Source organism: Amycolatopsis kentuckyensis (assembly GCF_041679295.1).
Lineage (GTDB): Bacteria > Actinomycetota > Actinomycetes > Mycobacteriales > Pseudonocardiaceae > Amycolatopsis > Amycolatopsis kentuckyensis_A.
Genome location: NZ_JBGDMD010000001.1, coordinates 875,864 through 898,219, shown reverse-complemented (window position 1 = coordinate 898,219; position 22,356 = coordinate 875,864). Strand labels below are relative to the sequence as shown.

General features: G+C 71.2%; 23 protein-coding genes. 15 read left to right on the top strand and 8 right to left on the bottom strand.

What is annotated here, in order from left to right; translation table 11 throughout:
• Positions 1–294: 294 nt before the first annotated feature.
• The 3 genes from ACERZO_RS04165 (at position 295) to ACERZO_RS04155 (ending at position 2,380) form a co-directional block, all read left to right on the top strand.
• Positions 295–732, top strand: coding sequence for a helix-turn-helix domain-containing protein (locus tag ACERZO_RS04165; protein WP_372661889.1), 438 nt, complete (start codon positions 295–297; stop codon positions 730–732).
• Complete coding sequence (locus ACERZO_RS04160; protein ID WP_372661886.1) at positions 729–1,229, top strand: hypothetical protein; 501 nt, start codon at positions 729–731, stop codon at positions 1,227–1,229. Before ACERZO_RS04165 ends, ACERZO_RS04160 begins: the two co-directional genes overlap by 4 nt.
• Positions 1,230–1,357: 128 nt before the next feature.
• Positions 1,358–2,380, top strand: coding sequence for an MAB_1171c family putative transporter (locus ACERZO_RS04155; RefSeq protein ID WP_372661883.1), 1,023 nt, complete (start codon positions 1,358–1,360; stop codon positions 2,378–2,380).
• Here ACERZO_RS04155 and ACERZO_RS04150 read toward each other — a convergent pair whose 3' ends face one another.
• The 4 genes from ACERZO_RS04150 to ACERZO_RS04135 all read right to left on the bottom strand — a co-directional run bounded on the left by ACERZO_RS04150 (position 2,381) and on the right by ACERZO_RS04135 (position 6,052).
• Positions 2,381–3,337 carry a catechol 2,3-dioxygenase gene (locus tag ACERZO_RS04150; RefSeq protein ID WP_372661880.1) on the bottom strand — a complete coding sequence of 319 codons (957 nt, stop codon included), beginning with the start codon at positions 3,335–3,337 and terminating at the stop codon, positions 2,381–2,383.
• 10 nt (positions 3,338–3,347) lie between these two features.
• Positions 3,348–4,367 (bottom strand): 4-oxalomesaconate tautomerase, encoded by a 1,020-nt coding sequence (locus tag ACERZO_RS04145; RefSeq protein ID WP_372661877.1) that lies wholly within the window; start codon positions 4,365–4,367, stop codon positions 3,348–3,350.
• Positions 4,364–5,068, bottom strand: a complete 705-nt coding sequence (locus tag ACERZO_RS04140; protein ID WP_372661874.1) for a 4-carboxy-4-hydroxy-2-oxoadipate aldolase/oxaloacetate decarboxylase — start codon at positions 5,066–5,068, stop codon at positions 4,364–4,366. Before ACERZO_RS04140 ends, ACERZO_RS04145 begins: the two co-directional genes overlap by 4 nt.
• A gap of 306 nt (positions 5,069–5,374) precedes the next feature.
• On the bottom strand, positions 5,375–6,052 hold the full coding sequence (locus tag ACERZO_RS04135; RefSeq protein WP_372661872.1) for a GntR family transcriptional regulator: 678 nt from the start codon (positions 6,050–6,052) through the stop codon (positions 5,375–5,377).
• A 93-nt stretch (positions 6,053–6,145) separates the two neighbouring features.
• Here ACERZO_RS04135 and ACERZO_RS04130 point away from each other — a divergent pair, with 93 nt between their 5' ends.
• Positions 6,146–6,922: a DUF1932 domain-containing protein gene (locus ACERZO_RS04130; RefSeq protein ID WP_372661869.1), complete on the top strand. Its 777-nt coding sequence runs from the start codon at positions 6,146–6,148 to the stop codon at positions 6,920–6,922.
• 83 nt (positions 6,923–7,005) lie between these two features.
• Positions 7,006–8,331: an MFS transporter gene (locus tag ACERZO_RS04125; RefSeq protein WP_372661866.1), complete on the top strand. Its 1,326-nt coding sequence runs from the start codon at positions 7,006–7,008 to the stop codon at positions 8,329–8,331.
• On the opposite strand, the gene ACERZO_RS04120 is transcribed toward ACERZO_RS04125, so the two are convergent.
• The gene (locus tag ACERZO_RS04120; RefSeq protein ID WP_372661863.1) at positions 8,291–9,010 is read right to left on the bottom strand and encodes a hypothetical protein; all 720 of its coding nucleotides are present in this window, start codon (positions 9,008–9,010) and stop codon (positions 8,291–8,293) included. The two genes, ACERZO_RS04125 and ACERZO_RS04120, sit on opposite strands and share 41 nt — an antisense overlap.
• A gap of 209 nt (positions 9,011–9,219) precedes the next feature.
• Between ACERZO_RS04120 and ACERZO_RS04115 the strand changes: the two genes are divergently transcribed.
• From ACERZO_RS04115 to ACERZO_RS04095, 5 genes are all read left to right on the top strand, one after another.
• The gene (locus ACERZO_RS04115) at positions 9,220–10,245 is read left to right on the top strand and encodes an amidohydrolase family protein (protein ID WP_372661860.1); all 1,026 of its coding nucleotides are present in this window, start codon (positions 9,220–9,222) and stop codon (positions 10,243–10,245) included.
• Positions 10,242–11,162, top strand: a complete 921-nt coding sequence (locus tag ACERZO_RS04110; protein ID WP_372661857.1) for an amidohydrolase family protein — start codon at positions 10,242–10,244, stop codon at positions 11,160–11,162. The genes ACERZO_RS04115 and ACERZO_RS04110 overlap by 4 nt, the downstream gene beginning before the upstream one ends.
• 19 nt (positions 11,163–11,181) lie before the next feature.
• The gene (locus ACERZO_RS04105; protein WP_372661854.1) at positions 11,182–12,537 is read left to right on the top strand and encodes an MFS transporter; all 1,356 of its coding nucleotides are present in this window, start codon (positions 11,182–11,184) and stop codon (positions 12,535–12,537) included.
• A 73-nt stretch (positions 12,538–12,610) separates the two neighbouring features.
• Positions 12,611–13,330, top strand: coding sequence for an arsenate reductase/protein-tyrosine-phosphatase family protein (locus ACERZO_RS04100; protein WP_372661850.1), 720 nt, complete (start codon positions 12,611–12,613; stop codon positions 13,328–13,330).
• The gene (locus ACERZO_RS04095; RefSeq protein WP_372661847.1) at positions 13,327–13,704 is read left to right on the top strand and encodes a VOC family protein; all 378 of its coding nucleotides are present in this window, start codon (positions 13,327–13,329) and stop codon (positions 13,702–13,704) included. The genes ACERZO_RS04100 and ACERZO_RS04095 overlap by 4 nt, the downstream gene beginning before the upstream one ends.
• Here ACERZO_RS04095 and ACERZO_RS04090 read toward each other — a convergent pair.
• From ACERZO_RS04090 to ACERZO_RS04080, 3 genes are read right to left on the bottom strand one after another with little or no spacing between them, the layout of a single operon-like run.
• Complete coding sequence (locus ACERZO_RS04090) at positions 13,694–14,518, bottom strand: hypothetical protein (protein WP_372661844.1); 825 nt, start codon at positions 14,516–14,518, stop codon at positions 13,694–13,696. The genes ACERZO_RS04095 and ACERZO_RS04090 overlap by 11 nt on opposite strands.
• The gene (locus ACERZO_RS04085; RefSeq protein ID WP_372661841.1) at positions 14,518–15,750 is read right to left on the bottom strand and encodes an RNA polymerase sigma factor; all 1,233 of its coding nucleotides are present in this window, start codon (positions 15,748–15,750) and stop codon (positions 14,518–14,520) included. Before ACERZO_RS04085 ends, ACERZO_RS04090 begins: the two co-directional genes overlap by 1 nt.
• The gene (locus ACERZO_RS04080) at positions 15,743–16,105 is read right to left on the bottom strand and encodes a YciI family protein (protein ID WP_444843214.1); all 363 of its coding nucleotides are present in this window, start codon (positions 16,103–16,105) and stop codon (positions 15,743–15,745) included. The genes ACERZO_RS04085 and ACERZO_RS04080 overlap by 8 nt, the downstream gene beginning before the upstream one ends.
• 231 nt (positions 16,106–16,336) lie before the next feature.
• Here ACERZO_RS04080 and ACERZO_RS04075 point away from each other — a divergent pair, with 231 nt between their 5' ends.
• The 5 genes from ACERZO_RS04075 (at position 16,337) to ACERZO_RS04055 (ending at position 22,351) form a co-directional block, all read left to right on the top strand.
• On the top strand, positions 16,337–17,521 hold the full coding sequence (locus ACERZO_RS04075; protein ID WP_372661835.1) for a carbohydrate-binding protein: 1,185 nt from the start codon (positions 16,337–16,339) through the stop codon (positions 17,519–17,521).
• Positions 17,522–17,617: 96 nt separating this feature from the next.
• Positions 17,618–18,898, top strand: coding sequence for an extracellular solute-binding protein (locus ACERZO_RS04070; protein ID WP_372661832.1), 1,281 nt, complete (start codon positions 17,618–17,620; stop codon positions 18,896–18,898).
• Positions 18,899–19,074: 176 nt separating this feature from the next.
• Complete coding sequence (locus tag ACERZO_RS04065) at positions 19,075–20,013, top strand: carbohydrate ABC transporter permease (RefSeq protein WP_372661829.1); 939 nt, start codon at positions 19,075–19,077, stop codon at positions 20,011–20,013.
• On the top strand, positions 20,010–20,828 hold the full coding sequence (locus tag ACERZO_RS04060; RefSeq protein WP_372661826.1) for a carbohydrate ABC transporter permease: 819 nt from the start codon (positions 20,010–20,012) through the stop codon (positions 20,826–20,828). Before ACERZO_RS04065 ends, ACERZO_RS04060 begins: the two co-directional genes overlap by 4 nt.
• The gene (locus ACERZO_RS04055) at positions 20,828–22,351 is read left to right on the top strand and encodes a beta-N-acetylhexosaminidase (protein WP_372661823.1); all 1,524 of its coding nucleotides are present in this window, start codon (positions 20,828–20,830) and stop codon (positions 22,349–22,351) included. The genes ACERZO_RS04060 and ACERZO_RS04055 overlap by 1 nt, the downstream gene beginning before the upstream one ends.
• The last annotated feature ends 5 nt before the right edge of the window (positions 22,352–22,356 follow it).

Below are 22,356 nucleotides of genomic sequence, written 5' to 3'. Positions count from 1 at the left end.
TATACGCGTCAAGCGCACGAGGGGTGGCGTACCGCAGGCCGGGGTCGAGACGGCGGCGAGCGCCACGGGTTCGTCGGAGGTTCAGGTTCGCTGCCCCGCAGGGCAGCCGGCGCCTCCGATGCAGTGGGCGTAGAGCAGCACGGCGGCGCCCACCACGGCCAGCCGTCCGGTCGTCGTCATCCTCACGCGCTTCCTCGGAATGTGAACCGCCCCCTCGCCCATTCACATCAGTTGGCGAACTCGGCCGTGATCGTAAACTGACGTGGGCGACGCGGTCAACGGTAGACTCGCGCCATGCCGGAGGAGATCGCCGCGGGAACCCTCTCCGCGAAGCTGAACCACCTGTTCAGCGTCGTGCGCCCCGCCGACGGCGACGAGTACACCTTCGACGAGGTCGCCGAGTCCATCCGCGCGCAGGGCGGACCCACGATTTCGGCCACCTACCTGTGGCAGCTGCGCAAGGGCCTGCGCGACAACCCGACGAAGCGGCACCTCGAAGCGCTCGCGGGGTTCTTCGGCGTGCCCCCGGCGTACTTCTTCGACGACGCGGAGGCCGAGCGCATCGACGCGGAGCTGACGCTGCTCAGCGCGCTGCGGGAGGCACCGGTCCGGCAGATCGCCCTTCGCGCGCGCGGGTTGTCGGCGAAGAGCCTCGAAGCGATCAGCGACATGGTCGACCGGGTCCGCGAGCTCGAGGGCCTCCCCGAACCGGCGAGCGACGCCGAGCGATGACCTCGCGGCGCCGGCTCCGGCACCGGTTCACCGCGGTGCTGCGGGACCTGAGCCTGCCGGCCAGGTTCGACGTGCGGACGCTGTGCGCGGCACTGGGCGAGCGCCGCGGCCGCCCGATCCGGCTGCTGCCGCTGCCCGGGCTGTCGGAGGTGTGCGGCCTGTGGATCGCGACGGCGACGACGGACCTGATCGCGTACGAGAAGCACACGAGCGCACCGCACCAGGACCACATCGTGCTGCACGAGATCGGCCACATGCTGTGCGACCACTACCCGGCCACGCTCACCCCGGCCGAGCAGGCCCACGTGCTCCTGCCCAACCTGGACCCGGCGATGGTCCGGAGGGTCCTGGGGCGCGCGGGGTATTCGAGCGAGGAGGAGCGGGAGGCGGAGCTGTTCGCATCGATGCTGGGCCAGCACACGGGTTTCGCCCACCACGGCGACTCGGCGGCAGACCGCCTGCGCTCAGCGTTGGAGGACGGCGGCGACCGTGGGTGAAGTGAGTCCGGCCGCACCGATCCGCCCCGCCAATCCGCCCACGTGCACCTCCCGCACAAGTCCAGCCGAACCGATCCGCCCCGCCGCGCCCGCTACCGCCACCACCCCTCCGCCGAAGCGCGGCGCCCATGGGTGAGCTCGTCCGCCGCTACGGCCCCGCCGTTCTCGCCTGGGCCCTCCTGCTCTGGCTGCGACCCAGCCCCACCCCCGGCCGCCGGCTCGTGCGGTTCTGTGTGCTCGGCCTCGCCGTCTCCCAGACCGCGCTCACCCCCGCCGTCCGCACCTTCACCCGCGCACTCGGCGCCCCCAACGTCGAACTGCTCGTCGCCCACCTCGCCATGGTCGGCGCGGTCTGGGCCGGCGCCCAGCTCCTCCTCACCGTGCACGGACTCCGCGCCGGCGCCCGGCGCCACAGTGCCTGGGCCGCCACCGGCGGCGCCGTGATGATCATGTTCTTCGCGCTGGCGCCGAACATGATGCCGCAGTCGCCGTTCGTCATGGAGTACTGCATTGCCTACGCGGTCGCGCTCCTGCCCGAACTCGGGGTCATCGCGTGGCTGTGCCTGCAGGACGCGCGCCGCACCGCCGACCGGATCGTGCGCGCCGGCCTCGGCCTGGTCGTCGCCGGGGTCGTCGCCGCGGCCGCCTACATGGTGATCCGGACCGTCATCGCCGTCACCGCCCGCGCTCCCTTCACCTTCGAGTACGGCCGGGGTTTCCTGCTGAGCAAAGCCCTGCCCACCGCGGCCCACGTGCTCGTGCTCGTCGGCGTCGGCGTGCCCGCGGCGGCCGGCTGGCTGCGCCGCCACCGCCAGTACCGCCGGCTCGGCCCGCTCTGGCTGGCCCTCTACCGCGCCGAACCGGAGATCGCGCTCGAACCGCCGCGCACCACGCTGTTCCCGACGCGGCTGCACCTCTACCGCCGCGTCATCGAGATCCGCGACGGCCTGCTCGCCATCCGCCCGTACCGCACCGGCTCCGGCACCGGCGAACACCAGGAGGCCGCCGAAATCGCCGCCGCCCTGCACGCCCGCGAACACGGCGAGCCGCCGCTCGCGACCGACCCGACCGTCCAAGGTGGACAGGACCTCGGCAGCGACACCGAGTACCTCTGCCGCGTCGCCGACGCCTACCGCGAGCTCACGAGCTGATCACGCCACCGGCGGCGTCCCGTGCGTGTGGAACGACTCGATCGTCTTCAACCCCCACGCCTGCCCCTTCGCCCGCTCGGCCTCGGTCCAGGTGACCGGCTCCCAGTCCGGCGCGAAGATCAGCCGCCCGGTCGGGTTGCACAGCTCGATCCGGTTGCCGCCGGGCTCGTAGACGTAGAGGAAGAACGTCTGCTGGATCGCGTGCTTGTGCGGCCCGGTCTCGATGTGGACGTCGTTGTCGAGCGCGATGTCCGCCGCGCGCAGGATGTCCTCGCGCGTGTCGGTCGCGAACGCGATGTGGTGCAGCCGGCCGCTCGACTTCGTCCAGTCGTTCGTGTAGACGAGGTCGTACGACTTCTGCGCGAAGTGCGTCCACTGCCCCGAAATCACGCCGCTGTCGAGCTGGATCTGCTCGGTGACGCGCCCGCCCAGCGCGTCGCAGACGAACCGGCCGTTGACCTCGGCCTCCCGCGCCAGGTAGTTGACGTGGTCGAGGCGCCGGACGCCCACCCCGCGCCCCGGGTACGCCTGCGCCTGGTTCTTCAGCGCGGGCCGCAGGTGCTCCGGCGGCCGGTAGCGCTCGGTTTCCCAGTAGATCTCCAGCTCGTGGCCGTCCGGGTCGCGGAACAGGTACGTCGCGCCGATCCCGGTGTCGCCGTCGACCCAGCCGACGCCGAGGCCCCGCTCTTCGAGGGCGACGACCCGCCGCTTGAGGGCCTCCTCGCTGGACGTGCGCAACGCGGTCCGCCCGACGCCGGACGTCTTCGCCGCGGTGAGCTTCAGGCTGTGGTGCTCGTAGTCGTCCCAGGTGCGCAGGTAGACGGAGTCGCCGTCGGTGCCGTTCTCGGTCAGGCCGAGCACGCGGACGAAGAAGTCGAGGCTCTTCTCCGGCTCCGGGGTCAGCAGCTCGACGTGGCCGAGGTGGGCGATTTCGTGGCGCGGCGAGGGATCGGGCATGGGCTTCTCCTCAGGGACGCGGGAAAACGGTGCCGTCGAACAGCTTCCGCGCGGTGCGGATCACCGTCGACCGGCGGACGCGGGAGCCTTCGAACTCGATCGCCACGGCGAGCTTGCCGCTCGGGTGCTCGATCTCGATGGGCTCGCCCGCCGCGGGTTTCCGGAGGAGCTCGGCCCCGACGGCGCCCTCGAGCAGCAACGCCGTCACGACGCTGACCCCGCCGAGCACGCCGATCGACGGGTGCTGCTTGACCGGGATGAAGGTGCGGGTGGCGATGGCGCCGCCGTCGCGGGGTGCGGAAACGAGCGTCGTCTTGGGGACCGACGAGCCGCGGACGTCGCCGAGGCCCATGAGCTTCCCGGCTTCGATGCGCAGGGCGTCGATCCGGTCGGCGAGCCCCGGTTCCTCGCCGAGGTCTTCGGCGCGCGCGACGACGACCGGCATCCCGTTGTCCACACAGGACACGGCGATGCCGCCGATGTCGTCGCGGACGTTGCCGGTGGGCAGCAGGCTGCCGCAGACGGAGCCTTCGGTCTCGGTGAAGTCCAGCTCGACCGGGGCCGCGGTGCCTGGGACGCCGGAGATGGCCGTGTTGCCGGCGTAATCGACTTCGCCGCCGGGGGTCGCGAAGGTCGAGACGGCGACGGTGCCGGTGTTGACCAGCCGCACGCGCACGGCGGTGCGCTCTTCCCCAGCGGACACGAGTCCCCGTTCGACGGCGAACTGCCCGACGCCGGCCAGGAGGTTGCCGCAGGTCTGCCGGTCGGAGACGGTCGGCTCTTCGACGCCGAGCTGCAGGAACAGGTAGTCGACGTCGTGGTCCGGTCCGTCCGCTTTGGACACGATGGCGACCTTGCTGGTGACCGGCTGAGCCCCGCCGAGGCCGTCGATCTGGCGCGGGTCGGGGGTGCCCATGATCCGCATCAGGAGGTCGTCGCGGGTCTGCGGGTCGGCAGGGAGGTCCCCGGCGAGGAAGTAGGCGCCTTTCGAGGTGCCGCCCCGCATGAGCATGCACCGCACGCCGGTCATGCCTGCTCCTTTTCGTACTCCTCGGCGGTCAGGTACCGGACGCCGAGGGCTTCGAGCTTTTCGCGCAGCCCGTAGCGATCCAGGCCGAGCTGCCCTTGAGCGAACGCTTCCCGGGCGGCGGCTTCCTTTTCCAGCCGGGCTTGAGAGGCTTCGAGTCCGATTTGGACATCCTCACGGCGCACGCGCATGACACCGTCGTCGTCGGCCAGGATGGCGTCACCCGGCCGGATGACCTGGCCGCCGATGACGACGGGCACGTTGACGGCGCCGGCGGTCGCCTTGACGGTCCCCTGCGCGCTGACGGCGGCCGACCACACGGGAAAGCCGAGGGCGCGCAGGTCGGCGACGTCGCGGACGCCGGTGTTGATGACGAGCCCTTTCACGCCCCGGTACCGCAGGGCGGTGGCGAAGAGCTCGCCGAAGAGCCCGTCGCGGCAGGGGGAGGTGGTGGTGACGACGAGGACATCGCCTTCGCGGCACTGCTCGACGGCGGCGTGGATCATGAGGTTGTCCCCGGGCCAGCAGAGCGCGGTGACGGCGGTGCCGCCGATCCGCGCGCCGTCCTGGATGGGGCGGAGATCGGGGCCGAGCAGCCCGGAGCGTCCGAGAGCCTCATGGACGGTGGCAACGCCGTAGTCGGCCAGCTGCGCGACCTGCTCAAGGTCGGCGCGCGGCGGATCGGTGACGATGACGGGCTTCATACGGGCTACGGTACGGTTCGGTCGACGAAATTGTCAACAATCTTGGCGCCAGGACTGATTCCGGAGGATGAACCATCCGCGAGACCCATCACGGCCGCAGGCGCGAACCCTCAGCGACGCGACCGCCATTGCCGCTCCCACGGGCGCAGGCGCGAACCCTCCGCGGCGCAACCACCATCACCACCCCGCCACCCACACGGCGCAGGTGCGAACCCTCCGCAGCGCAACCACTATCGCCACCCCGCCACGCTCACGGGTGCAAGCGCGAAACGCCCCCGGCGCAACCACCATCACCCCTCGCCACCCTCACGGCCGCAGGTGCGAAACCTCCGCGGCATCGGCGGCCTTCAGGGCCTCGATCACGCTTCCCAAGTGCACCCGCGCCGCCTCGGCCGCTCGTTCCGCGTCGTGCGCGCAGATCGCGTCGATGATCGCCAGGTGCTCCGGCAACGACACCTGCGGCCGTCCCGGGCGCATCGCCAGCCGGAACTGGTGGCGCACGCTCTGCCCCCGCAGGCGCTCCAGCACCTGGGCCGCCGTGTGCTGGCCGCTGATCTCGCGGACCCGGCGGTGCAACCGCTGGTTGAGCCCCGAGTACCCGACCACGTCGCCGGCCGCCACCGCCTGATGCATCAGCTCGCCGAGCTCCTTCAGCTCGCCGACCTCCGCGTCGGAAACCCGCTCCGCCGCCTTCGCCGCGCACAGCGACTCCAGCATCATCCGGACCTCGGAGATCTCGACGGCCTCCTCCAGCGACACCGCGCGCACCCGCGCCCCGCGGTTCTGCACCCGCTCGACGAGCCCCTCGTTCGTCAGCTCGATCAGCGCCGCGCGCACCGTCGCGCGGCTCGCGGCGAACTGGCCGGACAGGTCCGCCTCCACCAGCCGCTGGTTGGGCACGAACTCGCCGCGGACGATCGCGTCGCGGATGGCCGCCACCACGGAACGCTCCCCCGGCTGCCGATCCGCAGCACTCTCGGTCATACCCCGACTCCGTTTGTTGAAGAGACGCCGTTTGTTGACAATTTTGTCGTGCACATCGTGTACTCGATCGTAGCTTGTCGAGAGGATTCTGCTATGTCCGGAACCATCGCGATACTGGGCCTCGGCGAAGCGGGCAGCGCACTCGCCCGCGACTTGGTCGCCGCCGGCGCCGTCGTGCGCGGCTACGACCCGGCCGTGCCCACCACCGAAGGGGTCGTCGCCACCGGCTCCGAAGCCGACGCCGCCGAGGGCGCCGACCTGGTGCTCAGCGTGAACAGCGCGCACGCGGCCGTCGACGCGCTCGAAGCCGGCCTGGCCGGCGTGAAGACCGGCGCCGCCTGGGCCGACCTGAACACCGCCTCGCCCGGCACGAAGCGCAAACTCGCCGCCATCGCCGCCGAGCACGGCGTGCCGTTCGCCGACATCGCGATCATGGCGCCCGTGCCCGGCCGCGGCCTGCGCGTTCCGATGCTCGCCACCGGGGTCGCCGCCAAGATTGTCGCCAATTCGCTCAACACGTTCGGCGCCGCGATCGAGGTCATGACCGGCGACGCCGGGCTCGCCGCCGAACGCAAATTGCTGCGCAGCGTGTTCTTCAAGGGCATGTCGGCCGCCGTGGTCGAAGCGCTCGAAGCCGCGCGCGCCGCGGGCTGCGAAGACTGGCTGCGCAAGATCATCGTCGACGAGCTCACCGCGGCGAACGCGGCCACCGTCGACCGGCTCGTCGACGGCTCCCACAAGCACGCCGTCCGCCGCACCGCCGAGATGGCGGCGGCCGCGGAGATGCTCGGCGAACTGGGCGTGCGAGCCGACGTCGCCGGCGCATCTCGTGACCAGCTTGCACACATAGCTGATTCACAGGATTGTTAACAATCTTGCCGCGAGTCTTGTGTTCAATATCTCAGCAGATGTAGCTTCGGACACCTTCGCCACCCGGAACGAAAGGGACGAGGATGTCCACACGAGAACTCGGCGGCACGGCCGCCGCCACGGTCCGGCTGTCCGTCCGGGTGACCGCGTTGTGCTGGGTCCTCGTGCTGCTCGACGGCCTGGACCTCTTCGTCTACGGGGCGACGCTGCCGGGTGTGCTGGCCGACAAGGGCTTCGGCCTGACCGCGGTCACCGGCGGCACCATCGGCAGCCTGACGACGTTCGGCATGATGCTCGGTGCGCTCGCGTCCGGCATCCTCACCGACCGCACCGGGCGCCGGAAGATCATCATCACCGGCGTCGTGGTGTTCTCGCTGGCCGCCGCCGCGTGCGCCGCCGCGCCGACGGTCGCGTTCTTCGGCGCGGCGCGGTTCGTCGCCGGGATCGGGCTCGGCGGCCTGCTGCCGTCGGCGATCGCGATGGTCATGGAGTACGCGCCGGCGTGGCGGAAGAACCTCGCCGTCACCACGGTGATGACGGCCCACCAGGCGGGCGGCGCGCTGGCCGGCGCACTGGGGATGACGCTGGTGCAGTCGCTCGGCTGGCGGTCGGTGTACTGGATCGGCGCGCTGCTGCTCGTCGTGGTGCTGCCGGCGGTCGTCTTCCTGCTGCCGGAGTCGCTGACGTTCCTGCTGGCCAAGGGCAAGACCGACCGCGCGCGGGCCATCGCGGACAAGTACGCCGTCCCCCTCGACACTTTCGCCCCCGAACCGGCGGAAGATCGGCGCGGCGGCCTGCGCGGCCTGTTCACGCCGTCGGTGCGGATGACGACGCTGCTGTTCTGGATCGCCTCCTTCGCCGGCCTGCTGCTGGTGTACGGCGTCAACACCTGGCTGCCGACGATGATGCGCGGCAGCGGCTACAACCTCGGTTCCGCGATCAGCTTCCTGCTGGTGATCAACCTGGGCGGGATCGCGGGCATGCTCGTCGCCGGCCGGCTCGCCGACCGGTTCGGCGCCCGGCCGGTCGCGATCATCTGGTTCGCGCTGACGGCGTGCGGCGTCGGCCTGCTGGCGGTGCACCTGCCGCTGGCCGTGACGTACGTGGTCGTGTTCCTCACCGGCGCGTGGCTGTTCAGCGCGCAGACGCTCATCTACGCGGCGGTCGGCGCGTACTACCCGGCCGACAGCCGGGCCACGGCGCTCGGCTGGGTGTCGGGGGTCGGCCGGCTGGGCGCGGTGTTCGGGCCGTGGCTGGGCGGGATCCTGGTCGCGAGTGGACTGTCCTCTTTGGGCTTCGTGGTGTTCGCGATCGCGGGCGTCCTCGGCGCGGCGATGGTGAGCCTGGTACGCCGCGCCGGGAACCCGGTCAGCGTGGGCGAGGAGCGCACCACAGCGCGGTCGGCTTGACGATCGCGAGGACGAGCGTCGCGATGGCCGGCGCCAGGGTCAGCAGCAACCCGAGGAAACCCGGCAGCAGTCCGGCGCTGTAGTGCCCGATGCCGACCACGTCGAGCACGATGGTCGCGATCTGCACGAAGATGGCGAACCCGCTGCCGATGATGGTGAGCAGGCGGCCCACCGGCTTGCGCAGGAACAGAAGGATGCCGCCGGGCAGCAGCGTGCCCACGAGGATCAGGTTCTCGACCAGGGCGACGACGAAGAGCCAGTGCAGGAAGCCGAGGCTGGCGATCCCGATGACGCCGGCGATCAGGCCGAGCAGCGAGGCGAGCCCGCCGAGCACGGCGAGGATCCCGGCGATGATGGCGGTGGCCCCGTTGGGCTGCGGCGGCTGCATGCCGTAACCGGTCGCGGGATAGGGCGCGGCCGGGTACGGCTGGCCGGCGAACCCGCCAGGGTAAGAGGGCTGGCCGGGGTACGGCTGCTGCCCCGGGAAACCACCCGACGGCGAGGGATAAGCCGGCTGGCCCGGAGCCGGCGGCGCGGGAAAACCACCCGATGGCGCGCCATATGGCTGGCCCGGATCAGACTGGGCCGGAAAACCGCCCGAAGGCGCGCCATACGGCTGCTGGCCCGGCCCGGCGTGCGGCTGCTGCCCCGGCGTGCCGGGGTACTGCGGATTCGTCATGACTTCCTCGGTCTCGGCTGACCGCCCCCACGGTGCGCCGACTCCGGCTCCGGCGGTTCGGCCGCAGTCTCTCACGCCGACCTGCGACGACCCCACCCACCGGCGCGGCACAGCGTCTCAATCAGGTCAATCTCGTCGTAGATATTGTCAACAATTTCATCGACGATTAGTGTGCGAGTATCGAAGCCCGGAAGCGACGAGGAACCACCTTGATCATCGATTGCCACGGCCACTACACCACCGCCCCGCCCGCCCTCGCGGCGTGGCGCGACCGGCAGGTCGCGTCCCTGACCGGCGACGCCGCCCCACCACAACGAGCGGACCTGCGGATCAGCGACGACGAGCTGCGCGAGACGATCGAGCCGAACCAGCTGCGACTGATGGACGAACGCGGCATCGACCTCACGATCTTCTCCCCGCGCGCGTCGTTCATGGCCCACCACGTGGGCGGCTTCGAGACGTCGGCGGAGTGGGCGGCCCTCTGCAACGAGCTCTGCCACCGCGTCAGCGCGCTCTACCCCGAGCGGTTCGCCCCCGCCGCGATGCTCCCGCAGTCGCCCGGCGTCGACCCCGCCACCTGCGTTCCCGAGCTGACCCGCTGCGTCGAGGAGTACGGCGCCGTCGCGCTGAACCTCAACCCCGACCCCAGCGGGGGCCACTGGACCGCGCCGCCGCTCACCGACCGGTCGTGGTACCCGATCTACGAGAAGATGGTCGAATACGACATCCCGGCCATGGTGCACGTCAGCACCAGCGTCAACCCCGCGTTCCACACCACCGGCGCGCACTACCTCAACGCCGACACGACCGCGTTCATGCAGCTCGTCCAGGGCGACCTCTTCACCGACTTCCCGACGCTGCGGCTGGTCATCCCGCACGGCGGCGGCGCGGTCCCCTACCACTGGGGCCGGTTCCGCGGCCTCGCGATGGCGCTGGGCAAGCCCGAGCTGGAAGAGCACGTCCTGAACAACGTCTTCTTCGACACCTGCGTCTACCACCAGCCGGGGTCGGACCTGCTCTTCGACGTCATCCCGGCGCGCAACATCCTGTTCGCGTCCGAGATGATCGGCGCCGTCCGCAGCGTCGACCCGCGCACCGGCCACCACTTCGACGACACGCGCCGGTACGCCGAAGCCGCGAAACTGTCCGAAGAGGACTGGGCCGCGATCCGGGAGCACAACGCCCGCGCCGTCTACCCGCGGCTGGACACCGTCCTCAAAGGACAGGGCCGATGATCGCGCGCGCACCGAAGACCTCCGGCTGGCTGGATTGGCACCAAGGTCCGTCCACACCGGACTTCCGGCTGCCCGAGGGCACTGTGGACGCACACTGCCACGTTTTCGGCCCGCAGAAAGAATTCCCCTTCGCCCCCGAACGCAAGTACACGCCCTGCGACGCGAGCAAGGACCAGCTCTTCGCGCTGCGGGATCACCTCGGCATCACGCGGAACGTCATCGTGCAGGCCACCTGCCACGGCGCGGACAACTCGGCCATGGTCGACGCCGTCCGGGCGGCGGACGGCCGGGCGCGCGGGATCGCGACCGTCCGTCCGGATGTCGGCGACGAAGAACTCCGCCGACTCGACGAAGCGGGCATCAAAGGCGTCCGGTTCAACTTCGTGAAACGGCTCGTCGACGCCTCGCCCAAAGAGGACCTGAGCACCATCGCGAAGAAGATCGCGCCGCTCGGCTGGCACGTGGTGCTGTACTTCGAAGCCGCCGACCTGCCCGAGCTCGAGGACTTCTTCGGCGGCCTCCCCGCGCCGCTGGTGATCGACCACATGGGACGCCCGGACGTCACGAAACCCGTCGACGGCCCGGAGTTCACGCGGTTCCTGGAGTTCGTCGACCGCAACGACGTCCACGTGAAGGTGAGCTGCCCCGAGCGCCTCACCGTCACCGGGCCACCGGCCCTCGACGGCGAACGGCACGCGTACACCGACGTCGTGCCCTTCGCCCGGCGCGTCGTGACGGAGTTCCCGGACCGGGTGCTGTGGGGCACCGACTGGCCCCACCCGAACCTGAAGAACCACATGCCCGACGACGGCCTGCTCGTCGACTACGTCCCGCACATCGCGGAAACGCAGGAGCTGCGGCGAAAGCTGCTCGTCGACAACCCGATGCGCCTCTACTGGCCCGGCGAAACCGCCTGAAACCCCTGAAGGGCATGCAATGCAGCACGCCAACGCGCTCAACCGGCTGAACAGACTGCCGATTTCGCGGTTCCACAAGATCACCCTGCTCGCCGTCTCGTTCGCCTACTTCTTCGAGTTCGCGGACATCAACAGTTTCGCCACCACCGCGCCCAAGCTGATCAAGCTGTGGGGCGTGACGGTCGACCAGGTCGCGTACGTGACCTCGCTGTCGTTCGTCGGCATGTTCTTCGGGTCGATCATCGCGAGCAAGCTCGCCGACCGCTGGGGCCGGAAGAACGCTCTCATGTGGACGACCGTGTGGTTCGGCGTCTTCTCGTTCGCGGCGGTGTTCTCCTGGGACATCGTGTCGCTCGGGGTGTTCCGCATCCTGACGTCGGCCGGGCTCTCGGCGATGACCGTCGTCGCGGTCATCTACGTCAGCGAGCTGTACCCGGCGGCGAGCCGCGGCAAGTACCAGGCGTACGCGATCGTCATCGGCATCTGCGGCACGCCGGTGACGAACCTGATCGCGAGCGCGGTGGTGCCGATCAACTCCTGGTCGTGGCGGCTGGTGTACCTGTGGGGCGCGCTCGGCGTGCTGCTGGTGTTGTTCACGCGGCAGCTGAAGGAATCGCCGCGCTGGTACGAAAGCCGCGGCGAGCACGCCAAGGCGGACGCGGTGCTGCGCGAGATCGAAGAGCGCGTCGAGGCGGAGAAGGGCCCGCTGCCGGAGCCGGCGCCGCCGGTCGACGAGGCGCCGGTGGCCAAGGCGCCGCTGCGGTTGCTGCTGCAGAAGAAGTACCTGATGCCGACGTTGCTGCTGACGGTCCTGTGGGTGACGCAGACGATCGGTTTCTTCGGCTACTCGAGCTGGGCGCCGACGCTGCTGGCCAAGGAGGGCTTCAGCGTCGAGAAGTCCGTGTTCTACGTGGCGCTGACGACGGTCGGCGCGCCACTGGGCTCGTACCTGGCGGCGCTGGTGACGGACCGCTTCGAGCGCAAGTGGTGCCTGGTCGCGTTCGGCACGGTGATCGCGCTGTGCGGCCTGTTCTACGGGCTGACGTTCAACCCGGTCCTCATCGTGGTGTTCGGGTTCCTGGTGAACCTGTTCGAGCGCGGCTACACGGCGCTCGGGTACGCGTATTCGCCGGAGCTGTTCGACACGCGGGGCCGCTCGCTGGGCACCGGCGTGTCGTACGGGCTCGGCCGGTTGTCCAACGCGGTGGGTCCGTTGATCGTGGCCGGGTTGTACAACGGGAGCGGGTACCAGAGCGTGTTCCTGTTCATCGCCGGAACGTGGCTGGTGGGCGCGGTGGTGCTGGCGCTGTTCGGCCCGAAGACCCGCGCGGCGCGGCTGCAGGGGACGCCCGAGGCCAAGCCGGCCGGGGTCTGAGCCGCCGGACCAGGGCCGCGGCGGAAAGCGGCGGCCCTGGTCCATCAAGCCCATTTGATGTATCTTTCGGGCCATGGAGGCGCCCGCGTTCGTCCGGCTGGCCGCCCACCCGCTGCGGTGGGCGCTGCTGTCGGCGCTGGCCGGGAGCGACTTGCGGGTGCGCGAGCTGACCGAGCGCCTCGGCCAGCCGCAGAACCTCGTCTCCTACCACCTGCGGCTGCTCCGGGACGGCGGCCTGGTCGCCGCCACGCGCAGCAGCTTCGATGGCCGGGACAGCTACTACCACCTCGACCTCGACCGGTGCGCCGCCGCGCTGGCCGAGACCGGGTCGGCGCTGCACCCCGCCCTGCGCCGCGAGCCGCCGCCGGTGACCTACGGGCGGATCGCCGTGCTGTTCGTCTGCACCGGCAACAGCGCCCGCTCCCCCATCGCCGAAGCCGTGCTCCGCCGGCGGACCGGCGGCAAAATCGACGTCACCAGCGCCGGGACGCGACCCAAAACCGCGCTGCACCCGGACACCCTCCGAGTGCTGCGCGACGACTTCGACATCGACCTCGGCGGGCAACGACCGCGGGCCCTCGACGCCGTCGCCGGACGGCGGTTCGACCACGTCGTCACCCTGTGCGACAAGGCCCGCGAGGTCTGCCCCGAGTTCCCCAGCCGTCGCCACTGGAGCGTCGCCGAGCCCTCGGGTTACGACGCGTTCCGGCGGACGGCGGCCGAAATCGACACCCGCGTCCGGCACCTGCTGCCGGATCTCGTGGTGGCACAAGGCAAGGAGACCCGGCCATGACCGAACAGCACGCCAGTGTCCGGTACGTCGTCGACGACGTCCCGGCGGCCCTCGACTTCTACACCACCCACCTGGGGTTCACCGTGCGCATGAGCGCCGCGCCCGCGTTCGCCGACGTCGTCCGCGGACCGCTGCGGCTGCTGCTCTCCGGGCCCGCCAGCTCCGGCGCCCGCGCCACCCCCGCCGACGCCGCGGCCCCCGGGCGCAACCGGATCCACCTCGTCGTCCCCGACCTCGACGCCGAGATCGCCCGGCTGACCGAGGCGGGCCTCACCTTCCGCGGTGACGTCGTCGCCGGGCCCGGCGGGCGGCAGATCCTGCTGGCCGACCCCGCGGGCAACCTCGTGGAGCTGTTCGAGTCCGCTAAGCCGTGAGCGCGGCGTGGCCGGCGTCGAAGCTGCGCAGCGCCGCGCCCACCGCCGCGGCCACCGTGACCTCGAAGATCTCGTCCTCGCCGCACCCGGCGGCGAGCAAGGCTCGGACGTCGTCGTCGCGCACCCGGTGGGACGCCTCGCGAACCAGCGTCACGTAGCCGCCCCACGGGGAAGGCAGCTCCGCACCCGCGCCGGCCGCCCGCCGCAGTTCGGGGCTCGTGCGCGCAGGCTGGTCGAAGACGCTCGCCCGGAGGTCGTCCGGACCCGCGGCGAGCAGGAAGCCCGGGAACCGGTAGCCCGCGCGGTGCAGCGCCCGCGTGCCCGTCTTCAGCTGCCCGTCGAGCAGCTCGAAGCCGAACGCGTTCGCGAGCCGGTTGACGATGTTCCACACCAGGTTGACGTTCAACGCCTCCGACACGGCGTGCGGAGGCAAGGCGCGCAGCGGCGCGGTGTCGAGGTCGGCGTCGCGCGAGACGTCCTCGAGGAACCGTTGCACGGCAAGCAGTTCCGGCCGGGGATCGAGGTCGCCGCCGCCGGCGACGCGCACCAGCTCGGCGTGCGTGACCAGGCAGAACGGGCACTCGTGCACCCGCGCCGTGCTCATCGCGAGGTATTCGCGCTCGGCGGCGGTCCAGTACGACTCGCCGCGCATCGCGGGCGCGGTCAGCTCCAGCAGCGGCCGGGTCAGGAACCCGGGCCGGTACAGCAGCAGCTTGACGATGTCCGGGCTCGTGACGCCGGAGAGCTTGCCCGTGACGGCCATGAAGACGCGGGCCCGGCGCCGGTGGCCGGTGTCCAGGATGGACAGTCTCATCAGGACTCCAGTTCGTGCAGGCGGTGGTCGAGGAAACGGTGGTCGGCCGGGGATTCGGCCAGCTCGCGGGCCCGCCGGTACGCGGCGGCGGCGTCCTCGGGACGGCCGAGGCGGCGCAGCAGGTCCGCGCGGGCGGCGTGCCAGAGGTGGTAGCGGTCGAGCCCTTCGACGGCCTCGACCAGAGCCAGGCCGGACTCGGGACCGGACGCCATCGCGACGGCGACGGCGTGGTTGAGCCCGACCACGGGTGACGGCGCGAGCGTCCGAAGCTGCGCGTAGAGCGCGGCGATGCGCGCCCAGTCGGTGTCGGCTGCCGTGCGCGCCTGCGCGTGCTGGGCCGCGATCGCCGCCTGCAGCTGGTACTGCCCGACCCTCCCGTGCCGCAGCGCCCGCCCGAGCACACCGAGCGCCTCCGCGATCTCGGCGCGGTCCCACCGCCCGCGGTCCTGGTCTTCGAGCAGGACGACGTCGCCGTCGCCGGTGTAGCGGGCGGCCGAGCGCGAGTCCTGCAGCAGGAGCAGCGCGACCAGGCCGAGCGCTTCCGGCTCGTCCGGCATCAGCGCAGCCAGCAGCTTCGCCAGCCGGATCGCTTCGCGCCGCAGCTCCGCCGGCTCGTCCCGGCCGGCCGGTGAGACGTAGCCGCGGGTGAAGACGAGGTAGATGACCGCGAGGACGCCGGCGAGGCGGTCCGGCAGCAGGTGGTCCGGCGGGACGCTCAGCGAGATGCCCGCGTCGCGGATCTTGCGTTTCGCGCGCACGAGCCGCTGCGCCAGCGCCGGTTCGGCGACGAGGAACAGCCGCGCGATCTGGGCGGCGGTCAGGCCCGCGACCGCCTGCAGCGTCAGCGCGACCCGGGCGTCTTCGGCCAACGCCGGGTGGCAGCAGGTGAAGAGCAGGCTGAGCCGGTCGTCGCCGACCTCGGCGAGCCGGTCGTCCGGCAGGTGCACCGTGCTCACCCCGCTTTCCCCGGCCGCGACCTCGGCCAGCTTGGCGCGGCCGACGCGGGCGCGGCGGATCCGGTCGACCGCGCTGTTGCGCGCCGCGGTCAGCAGCCAGGCCGCGGGGTCGTCCGGGATGGTCGTGTCCCACGTCCGCAGCGCCCGCGCGACCGCGTCCTGCAGGGCGTCTTCGGCGAGCTCGAAGTCGCCGAGCACGCGGACCAGCGCGGCGAGCAGCCGGGCGCGGTCCGCGCGGTAGACGCGTTCGACGGCACCGGCCGCCCGCTCAGCCACGGGCGGCGCGGTGGTCCAGCCCGGGCACGCCGGCGACCGGGCGGACCTCGATCGACCCCTGGGCGGCCATCGGGCACAGCGCGGCCAGCTCGAGGGCTTCGTCGAGGTCGCGGCAGTCGAAGACGTACACGCCGCCGAGGTGCTCGTGGGTTTCGGCGAAGGGCCCGTCCGTGATGAGCGTCCGGCCCTCCTGCACGATTACCGTCGTGGCGGTGTGCTCGCCCTGCAGGGGGTGGCCGGAGACGAAGACGCCGCGGCGGCGGCACTCGTCGGCGAACGCGTTGACGGCGGCCAGCGCCTCCTCGAACCCGGCGTCGCCCGGCTCGGGCCGTTCGCAGTTGTAGATCAGCAGCATGTAGAGCACGTGCGCTCCTTCGTCCGGCGTCGGTCGAAGAGGATGACGAACGGGTCGACGGTAACTCGACAAGCCGCACGGGACCCGCCGGAAACCGGCCCCGGAAATTACCAAAGGTAAGTTCTCGCGCCGTCTTGACTTTACCAATGGTCAGGAGGAGAGTCCTCGCCACCTGATTCGTCTAGACCAATCAGGGAGCTCCGGCGGACGGCCATCCTCAGGAGGAGACCCATGTCCCGCAGAACCCGGACCACCACAGCAGCCCTGACGAGCGCCGCGACCGTGGCCGCGACAGCCCTGATCCTCACCGGCGGGGCCAGCGCGAGCCCGCCGGCCGCGGCGGCCGCCGACTGCGGGGTGCTGTTCGACGACTTCCACTACAACGCCCCGACCGATTCCGCCTTCAGCGGGGCCGGCTGGACCACGCGCAACGACGTCGGCAGCCCCGGCGTGGCGGGCGCGCGGTGGCTCACCAGCAACGTCACCTTCCCGACGGTGAACGGCGAGCGCGTCGCCCAGCTCGCCGCCGGCACCGACGGCAGCTCGGCCGGCACCACGCATTCGGAGATGTACCAGAACCAGCTGCGGTTCTTCGAAGGCACGTACGCGAGCCGGGTCCGCTTCACCGACGCGCCGGACAGCGGCACGGACGGCGACCATGTCAACGAAACGTACTTCACGATCTCGCCGCTGCGGTACGACCGCGACCCGCTCTACAGCGAGCTGGACTTCTCGGAGTACCTGCCCAACGGCGGCTGGGGCGGGCCGACGGCCGACTACCAGACCAGCTGGTACACCTACTGGAACAGCCCGACGTGGGACGGCCTGCGCACGTCCACCGCGCAGAACCGCAGCTTCGCGGGCTGGCACGACATCGTCACGCAGGTGTCGGGCGGGCACGTGAAGTACTACATCGACGGCGTGCTCACCGCCGACCACACCACCGACGCGCAGGGCAACCCGGTGTACCCGCGGACGCCGATGTCGATCAACTACAACATGTGGTTCATCGACACGGCCGGGCACACGAGCGGCAACAGCGTCTACACCGAACAGGTCGACTGGACGTACTACGCGGGCAACCAGGTGGTTTCGCCGTCGGACGCCGTGGCCCGCGCGGGTTCCTACCGGACCGCCGGAACGTCCCATGTGGACACGGTGAACGGGTGCACCACGCCCACCACCCCGCCGGCGACCACCACTCCGACGACGCCGACCACCCCGACCACACCCACGACCCCGACGACGCCGTCGCAGCCGGCCGACTGCTCGACGGCGCCGGAGTGGGACTGGGGCACGGTGTACCTCGGCGGCCAGCGGGTGAAGCACAACGCGCACCTCTGGCAGGCGAACTGGTGGACCCAGGGGTCCGAACCCGGGCTCACCGCCCAGTGGGCCGACCTCGGCCACTGCTGAAGTCCGGCCGCGGCCCGGGTCACAGGGACCACCCCGGGCCGCGGCCCCCGGCCACTCGCACCGCTCCCCCCACTACCTCACTCCCCGGGAATTCCCATGCGCAGACGCACTTTCGCCGCCGCCCTGGCCGTCGCCGCCGTGACCGCCACCGCCGCCTGCGGTACCGACACCCCCGCCCCGTCCGCCCAGGGCGGCGGGCAGCTGACCGTCTGGCTGATGAACGGCGACCTGTCCGACAAGGCCACCGCGGCGATCAACGCCGCGTTCGAGAAGGCCACCGGCGCGAAGGTCACCGTGCAGATCCAGGAGTGGGACAACATCAACACCAAGATCAGCACCGCGCTGGCCCAGGACAACACCCCCGACGTCATCGAGATCGGCAACACGAACGTCCCGCTGTTCGCCGCCAACGGCGCGCTCACCGACCTGAACCCGCACCGCGACGAGCTCGCCGGCGGCCAGACCTGGCTGGACGGTTTGGCCGGGCCGGCCACTGTGGACGGACACCTCTACGGCGCCCCGCTCTTCGCCGGCAACCGCGCGGTCATCTACGACAAGCAGGTCTGGGCCGACGCCGGGATCACCGCGCCGCCGAAGACGTTCACCGAACTCACGCAGGACCTCGACAAGATCAAGGCCAAGCACCCCGCCGCGGACTACTCGGCCTTCCACTTCCCTGGCAAGTACTGGTACGGCGCGCTGCAGTTCGTCTGGGACGCCGGCGGTCAGCTCGCCACGCAGAAGGACGGCAAGTGGGCGGGCGCGCTCGAAAGCCCGGAGGCGCAGAAGGGCCTGCAAGCCTGGAAGGACTTCCAGAACGCCTACTCCTCCCCCGCGTCCCGCAACGTCGACACGAAAGCTCCCGACCAGGCCGCGATCTTCTCCTCCGGCGGCGCCGGGGCGATCCTCGACACGAGCGTCAACACCGTCGTCAAGAACAAGCCGGAGCTGAAGGACCGCTTGGGCACCTTCCCGTTCCCGAGCGCCACCCCCGGCAAGACGCAGCCGGTGTTCCTCGGCGGGTCCGACCTCGCCGTCGCCGCCAAGAGCCGCAACTCCGACCTCGCGCTCGCCTACCTCAAGGCCGCGACGGACCCGGCCGTCCAGCGCGACGCGATCGTCGGCATCGACGGCTGGACCCCCATCTCAACCCAGCTGATCGACCGGATCACGCCGACGCTCCCGCCGCTCAACGCCGCCTTCGCCACCGCGGCCAAGACGAGCGTCGCCACCCCGGCCGCGCCCGGCTGGGCGACCATCGAGAGCGACAAGTCGATCAACACCTTCTTCGCGGACATCGCCACCGGGCGCCGGCCGATCGCCGACGCCGCCAAGGACTTCGACGTTCACCTGACCGAGGCGCTGAACGCCCGCTGACCGGCGGGGTGGCCCGGCCGACTGCCGTCCCCAACCGGGCCACCCCGCCCCTTTTCCGCGAAGGAGTCCTCGTGTTGCCAATCCGACCAAAAGTAGGCCGGCCCTCCAGCGGTACGTGCCATGGCCACGAAAGCCATCCGGCCGTGACTGTGGTCGGATTGGCAACGAACGGCACAGTGCTGGAGAAAGCGCCGCCCGAAGCCCCGCCGAGACCGGCCACGCCGCGCCGGCGTCCCTCGCTGCTGCCCTACGGCCTGCTGCTGCCCGCGACCGTCCTCCTGGGACTCGTCCTGGGCTACCCGCTGGTCCGCCTGATCGTCATTTCCCTGCAGCAGTACAGCCTGCGGACCCTGTTCACCGGCACGACGTCCTTCGCCGGTCTGGACAACTACGCCGCGGTCCTCGGCGACGACCAGCTCCTCCCGGTCCTCGCCCGCAGCATCGGGTTCTGCGCGGCGCTGGTCATCGGCACCCTGGTCGTCGGGTTCGGCGTCGCGCTGCTGCTGCAACGTCTGGGCCGCGGTATGCGCACGGCCGTCACGCTCTGCCTGATCGCCGCGTGGGCGCTGCCGAACGTGGCGTCCACTCTGGTCTGGCAGTGGCTCTTCCAGCCCGGCTACGGCGTGGTCAACTGGCTGCTCACCCAGGTCGGCTTCGGCGACCTCACCCAGCACGACTGGACGACGTCCCCGGCGTCGGCGTTCACGCTCGTCTGGCTGCTCGTCGTCTGGCAGTCCGTGCCGTTCGTCGCACTCACGCTCCACGCGGGCCTGTCGCAGATCCCGCGGTCGTACTACGAAGCCGCCGAACTGGACGGCGCCCGGCCGTGGCGGGTGCACCGCACCATCACCTTCCCGTTCCTGCAGCCGATCCTCGGCCTGGTCACCATCCTGTCGGTGATCTGGGACTTCACCGTGTTCAACCAGATCTGGATCCTGACCCAGGGCGGGCCGAACGGCGGCACGACGACCCTGGGCATCTGGACGTTCACCCGGGCGTTCAGCCGCAACGACTTCGGGCAGGGCGCGGCGATCGCCGTCGTCTCGGTCGCGCTGCTCGTCGCGATGACGGCCGTGTACGTGCGCCGGCTCGTCCGCTCCGGGGAGGACCTGTGATCCGGCGCATCGGCCGAAATGCCACCGCCGCCGTCTTCTGTCTGGTGTGGATCTTCCCGGTCTACTGGATGGTGCTCACGGCGTTCAAGCCCGCGGGCAAGATCCTCCAGCCGACTCCGGAGTTCCTGCCGTTCGACATCACCTTCGACAACTTCGCCGACGCGCTCGCCAAGCCCGGGTTCGTCCAGGACCTCGTCAACAGCGTCGTGGTCGTCGTCGCGGTCGTCGCACTGTCCATTGTGGTCGCTTTCCTGGCCGCGACGGCGTTGACGCGCTTCCGGTTCTTCGGCCGCCGCAGCTTCCTCGTCGGTGTGCTGGTGCTGCAGATGGTGCCGGTGCCCGCGCTGGTCATCCCGCTGTTCCTCGGGCTCAAGAGCGCGCACCTGCTCGACACGCTGTTCGGGCTGGTCCTGACGTACGTGGCGCTCGTCCTGCCGTTCACGATCTGGACGTTGCGGGGGTTCCTGCACGGCATCCCGGTCGAACTGGAGGAGGCGGCGATGGTCGACGGCGCGACGCGGGGGCGCGTCATGCGCTCGATCCTGCTGCCGCTGGTGCTGCCCGGGCTGATCGCGACCAGCGTGTTCGCGTTCATCACGGCGTGGAACGACTTCCTGTTCGCGTACGTGATCATGAAGGACAGTTCCGGCTACACGCTGCCGGTGTGGCTGGTGTCGTTCAGCACGAGCACCGGCACCGACTACGGCGGCCTGATCGCCGCATCGACGCTGTTCGCGCTGCCCGTCGTCGTCTTCTTCGCGCTCGTGCAGCGCCACCTGGTCGAAGGCATGACCGCGGGCGCGGTGAAAGGCTGATGATCATCCCCCACCCCGCGCGGCTGACCCGCCGCGCCGGCTCCTTCGCGCCGGCCGGCGGGCTGCGCGTCCTGGCCGGGCGCGGCGCCGAGCGCGCGGCGCGCCTGCTCGCCGGCTACCTTCCCCGGCCGTCGATCCACAGTGGACCGGCGATCCGCCTCGACCTCGTGTCCGACGGGAACCACGGCCTGGAGGGCTACGAACTCGACGTCACGCCGACGGGTGCGCTCCTCACCGCGTCGACCGAAGCGGGACTGCGCAACGGCGTGCAGACCCTCCGGCAGCTGGTGCCGCTGCACGGGCCGCCGCGGCTGCCGTGCCTGCACATCCGTGACGCACCCCGGCTGCCGTGGCGCGGGGTGCTGCTCGACGTCGCCCGGCACTTCCTGCCGCTGGAGTTCCTCCGCGAGTTCGTCGACCTGCTGGCGCTGCACAAGTACAACGTCCTGCACCTGCACCTGACCGACGACCAGGGCTGGCGGATCGAGATCGACGGACGGCCGCGGCTCACCGAAGTCGGCGCGTGGCGCGCGGAGTCGATGGTCGGGGCGGCCGGCAGCGACGTCTACGACGGCGTTCCCCACGGCGGTTTCTACACCCAGCGCGAGCTGCGCGAACTCGTCGCCTTCGCGGCCGACCGCGGGGTGCGGGTCGTGCCGGAGATCGAGCTCCCCGGGCACGTCCGCTCGGCGCTGGCCGCCTACCCCGAGCTGGGCAACCGCCCGGACGTGCGGCTCCCGGTGTGGACCGCGTGGGGCATCAGCCCGGACATCCTCGGCGTCCACGACGGCGCGTTCGCGTTCTGCCGCGAGGTCCTCACGCAGGTCGCGGACGTCTTCCCCGGCCCGTATCTGCACATCGGCGGCGACGAGTGCCCGACGACGCAGTGGGCGTCGAACCCGGTCGCGCGGGCGAAGGCCGCCCGGCTCGGGTTGAGCGACACCGCCGAGCTGCACCCCTGGTTCCTGAGCGAGCTGCACGGCTTCCTGGCGGGCCTCGGCCGGCGAGCGGTCTGCTGGGACGAGACCGGCCACGCCGCCGGCCGGCTGCCGCCGGACATGGTCGTCACGGCGTGGCGCGACGCCGCGCACGGCGCCCTCGCCGTGGCCCGCGGGCACCAGGTGATCATGGCGCCGCACACGTCGACCTACTTCGACTACCGGCAGAGCGAGGAACCGGACGAACCGCCGCGCGCGGACGTCACGACACTCCGGGACGTCCACCGCTTCGACCCCTTGGCGGGCGGGCTCCCGGTCAGCGACGGGACCCGGCCCGGGGTGCTCGGCACGCAGGCCCAGCTGTGGACCGAGCACGCGCCGACCCCCGACCACGTGCGGCACCTGGCGTTCCCGCGGCTGTGCGCGCTGGCCGAGCGCGCGTGGTCGCCCGCGGCGCGCAGTTATGCTGAATTCCAGGAGCGCCTGGCCGGTCACCTCGAGCGGCTGCGCGCCCTGGACGCCCTGCCCACGGAGCGCGTCCGGTTCGCCGGCGCGGTCCCCCTATCCGGGAAGACGGTGCCTTGACCGCT

Excerpts from the sequence above, each read along its gene's own strand:
- ACERZO_RS04120 (WP_372661863.1), bottom strand. The coding sequence starts at position 9,010 with ATGACGAATCCGCAGTACCCCGGCACGCCGGGGCAGCAGCCGCACGCC.
- ACERZO_RS04080 (WP_444843214.1), bottom strand. The coding sequence starts at position 16,105 with ATGCTGCTGATCTACAACTGCGAACGGCCCGAGCCGGGCGACGCCGGG.
- ACERZO_RS04110 (WP_372661857.1), top strand. The coding sequence starts at position 10,242 with ATGATCGCGCGCGCACCGAAGACCTCCGGCTGGCTGGATTGGCACCAA.
- ACERZO_RS04125 (WP_372661866.1), top strand. The coding sequence starts at position 7,006 with ATGTCCACACGAGAACTCGGCGGCACGGCCGCCGCCACGGTCCGGCTG.
- ACERZO_RS04140 (WP_372661874.1), bottom strand. The coding sequence starts at position 5,068 with ATGAAGCCCGTCATCGTCACCGATCCGCCGCGCGCCGACCTTGAGCAG.
- ACERZO_RS04165 (WP_372661889.1), top strand. The coding sequence starts at position 295 with ATGCCGGAGGAGATCGCCGCGGGAACCCTCTCCGCGAAGCTGAACCAC.
- ACERZO_RS04090 (WP_372661844.1), bottom strand. The coding sequence starts at position 14,518 with ATGAGACTGTCCATCCTGGACACCGGCCACCGGCGCCGGGCCCGCGTC.
- ACERZO_RS04145 (WP_372661877.1), bottom strand. The coding sequence starts at position 4,367 with ATGACCGGCGTGCGGTGCATGCTCATGCGGGGCGGCACCTCGAAAGGC.
- ACERZO_RS04155 (WP_372661883.1), top strand. The coding sequence starts at position 1,358 with ATGGGTGAGCTCGTCCGCCGCTACGGCCCCGCCGTTCTCGCCTGGGCC.
- ACERZO_RS04150 (WP_372661880.1), bottom strand. The coding sequence starts at position 3,337 with ATGCCCGATCCCTCGCCGCGCCACGAAATCGCCCACCTCGGCCACGTC.
- ACERZO_RS04160 (WP_372661886.1), top strand. The coding sequence starts at position 729 with ATGACCTCGCGGCGCCGGCTCCGGCACCGGTTCACCGCGGTGCTGCGG.
- ACERZO_RS04130 (WP_372661869.1), top strand. The coding sequence starts at position 6,146 with ATGTCCGGAACCATCGCGATACTGGGCCTCGGCGAAGCGGGCAGCGCA.
- ACERZO_RS04105 (WP_372661854.1), top strand. The coding sequence starts at position 11,182 with ATGCAGCACGCCAACGCGCTCAACCGGCTGAACAGACTGCCGATTTCG.
- ACERZO_RS04075 (WP_372661835.1), top strand. The coding sequence starts at position 16,337 with ATGTCCCGCAGAACCCGGACCACCACAGCAGCCCTGACGAGCGCCGCG.
- ACERZO_RS04095 (WP_372661847.1), top strand. The coding sequence starts at position 13,327 with ATGACCGAACAGCACGCCAGTGTCCGGTACGTCGTCGACGACGTCCCG.
- ACERZO_RS04100 (WP_372661850.1), top strand. The coding sequence starts at position 12,611 with ATGGAGGCGCCCGCGTTCGTCCGGCTGGCCGCCCACCCGCTGCGGTGG.
- ACERZO_RS04135 (WP_372661872.1), bottom strand. The coding sequence starts at position 6,052 with ATGACCGAGAGTGCTGCGGATCGGCAGCCGGGGGAGCGTTCCGTGGTG.
- ACERZO_RS04070 (WP_372661832.1), top strand. The coding sequence starts at position 17,618 with ATGCGCAGACGCACTTTCGCCGCCGCCCTGGCCGTCGCCGCCGTGACC.
- ACERZO_RS04055 (WP_372661823.1), top strand. The coding sequence starts at position 20,828 with ATGATCATCCCCCACCCCGCGCGGCTGACCCGCCGCGCCGGCTCCTTC.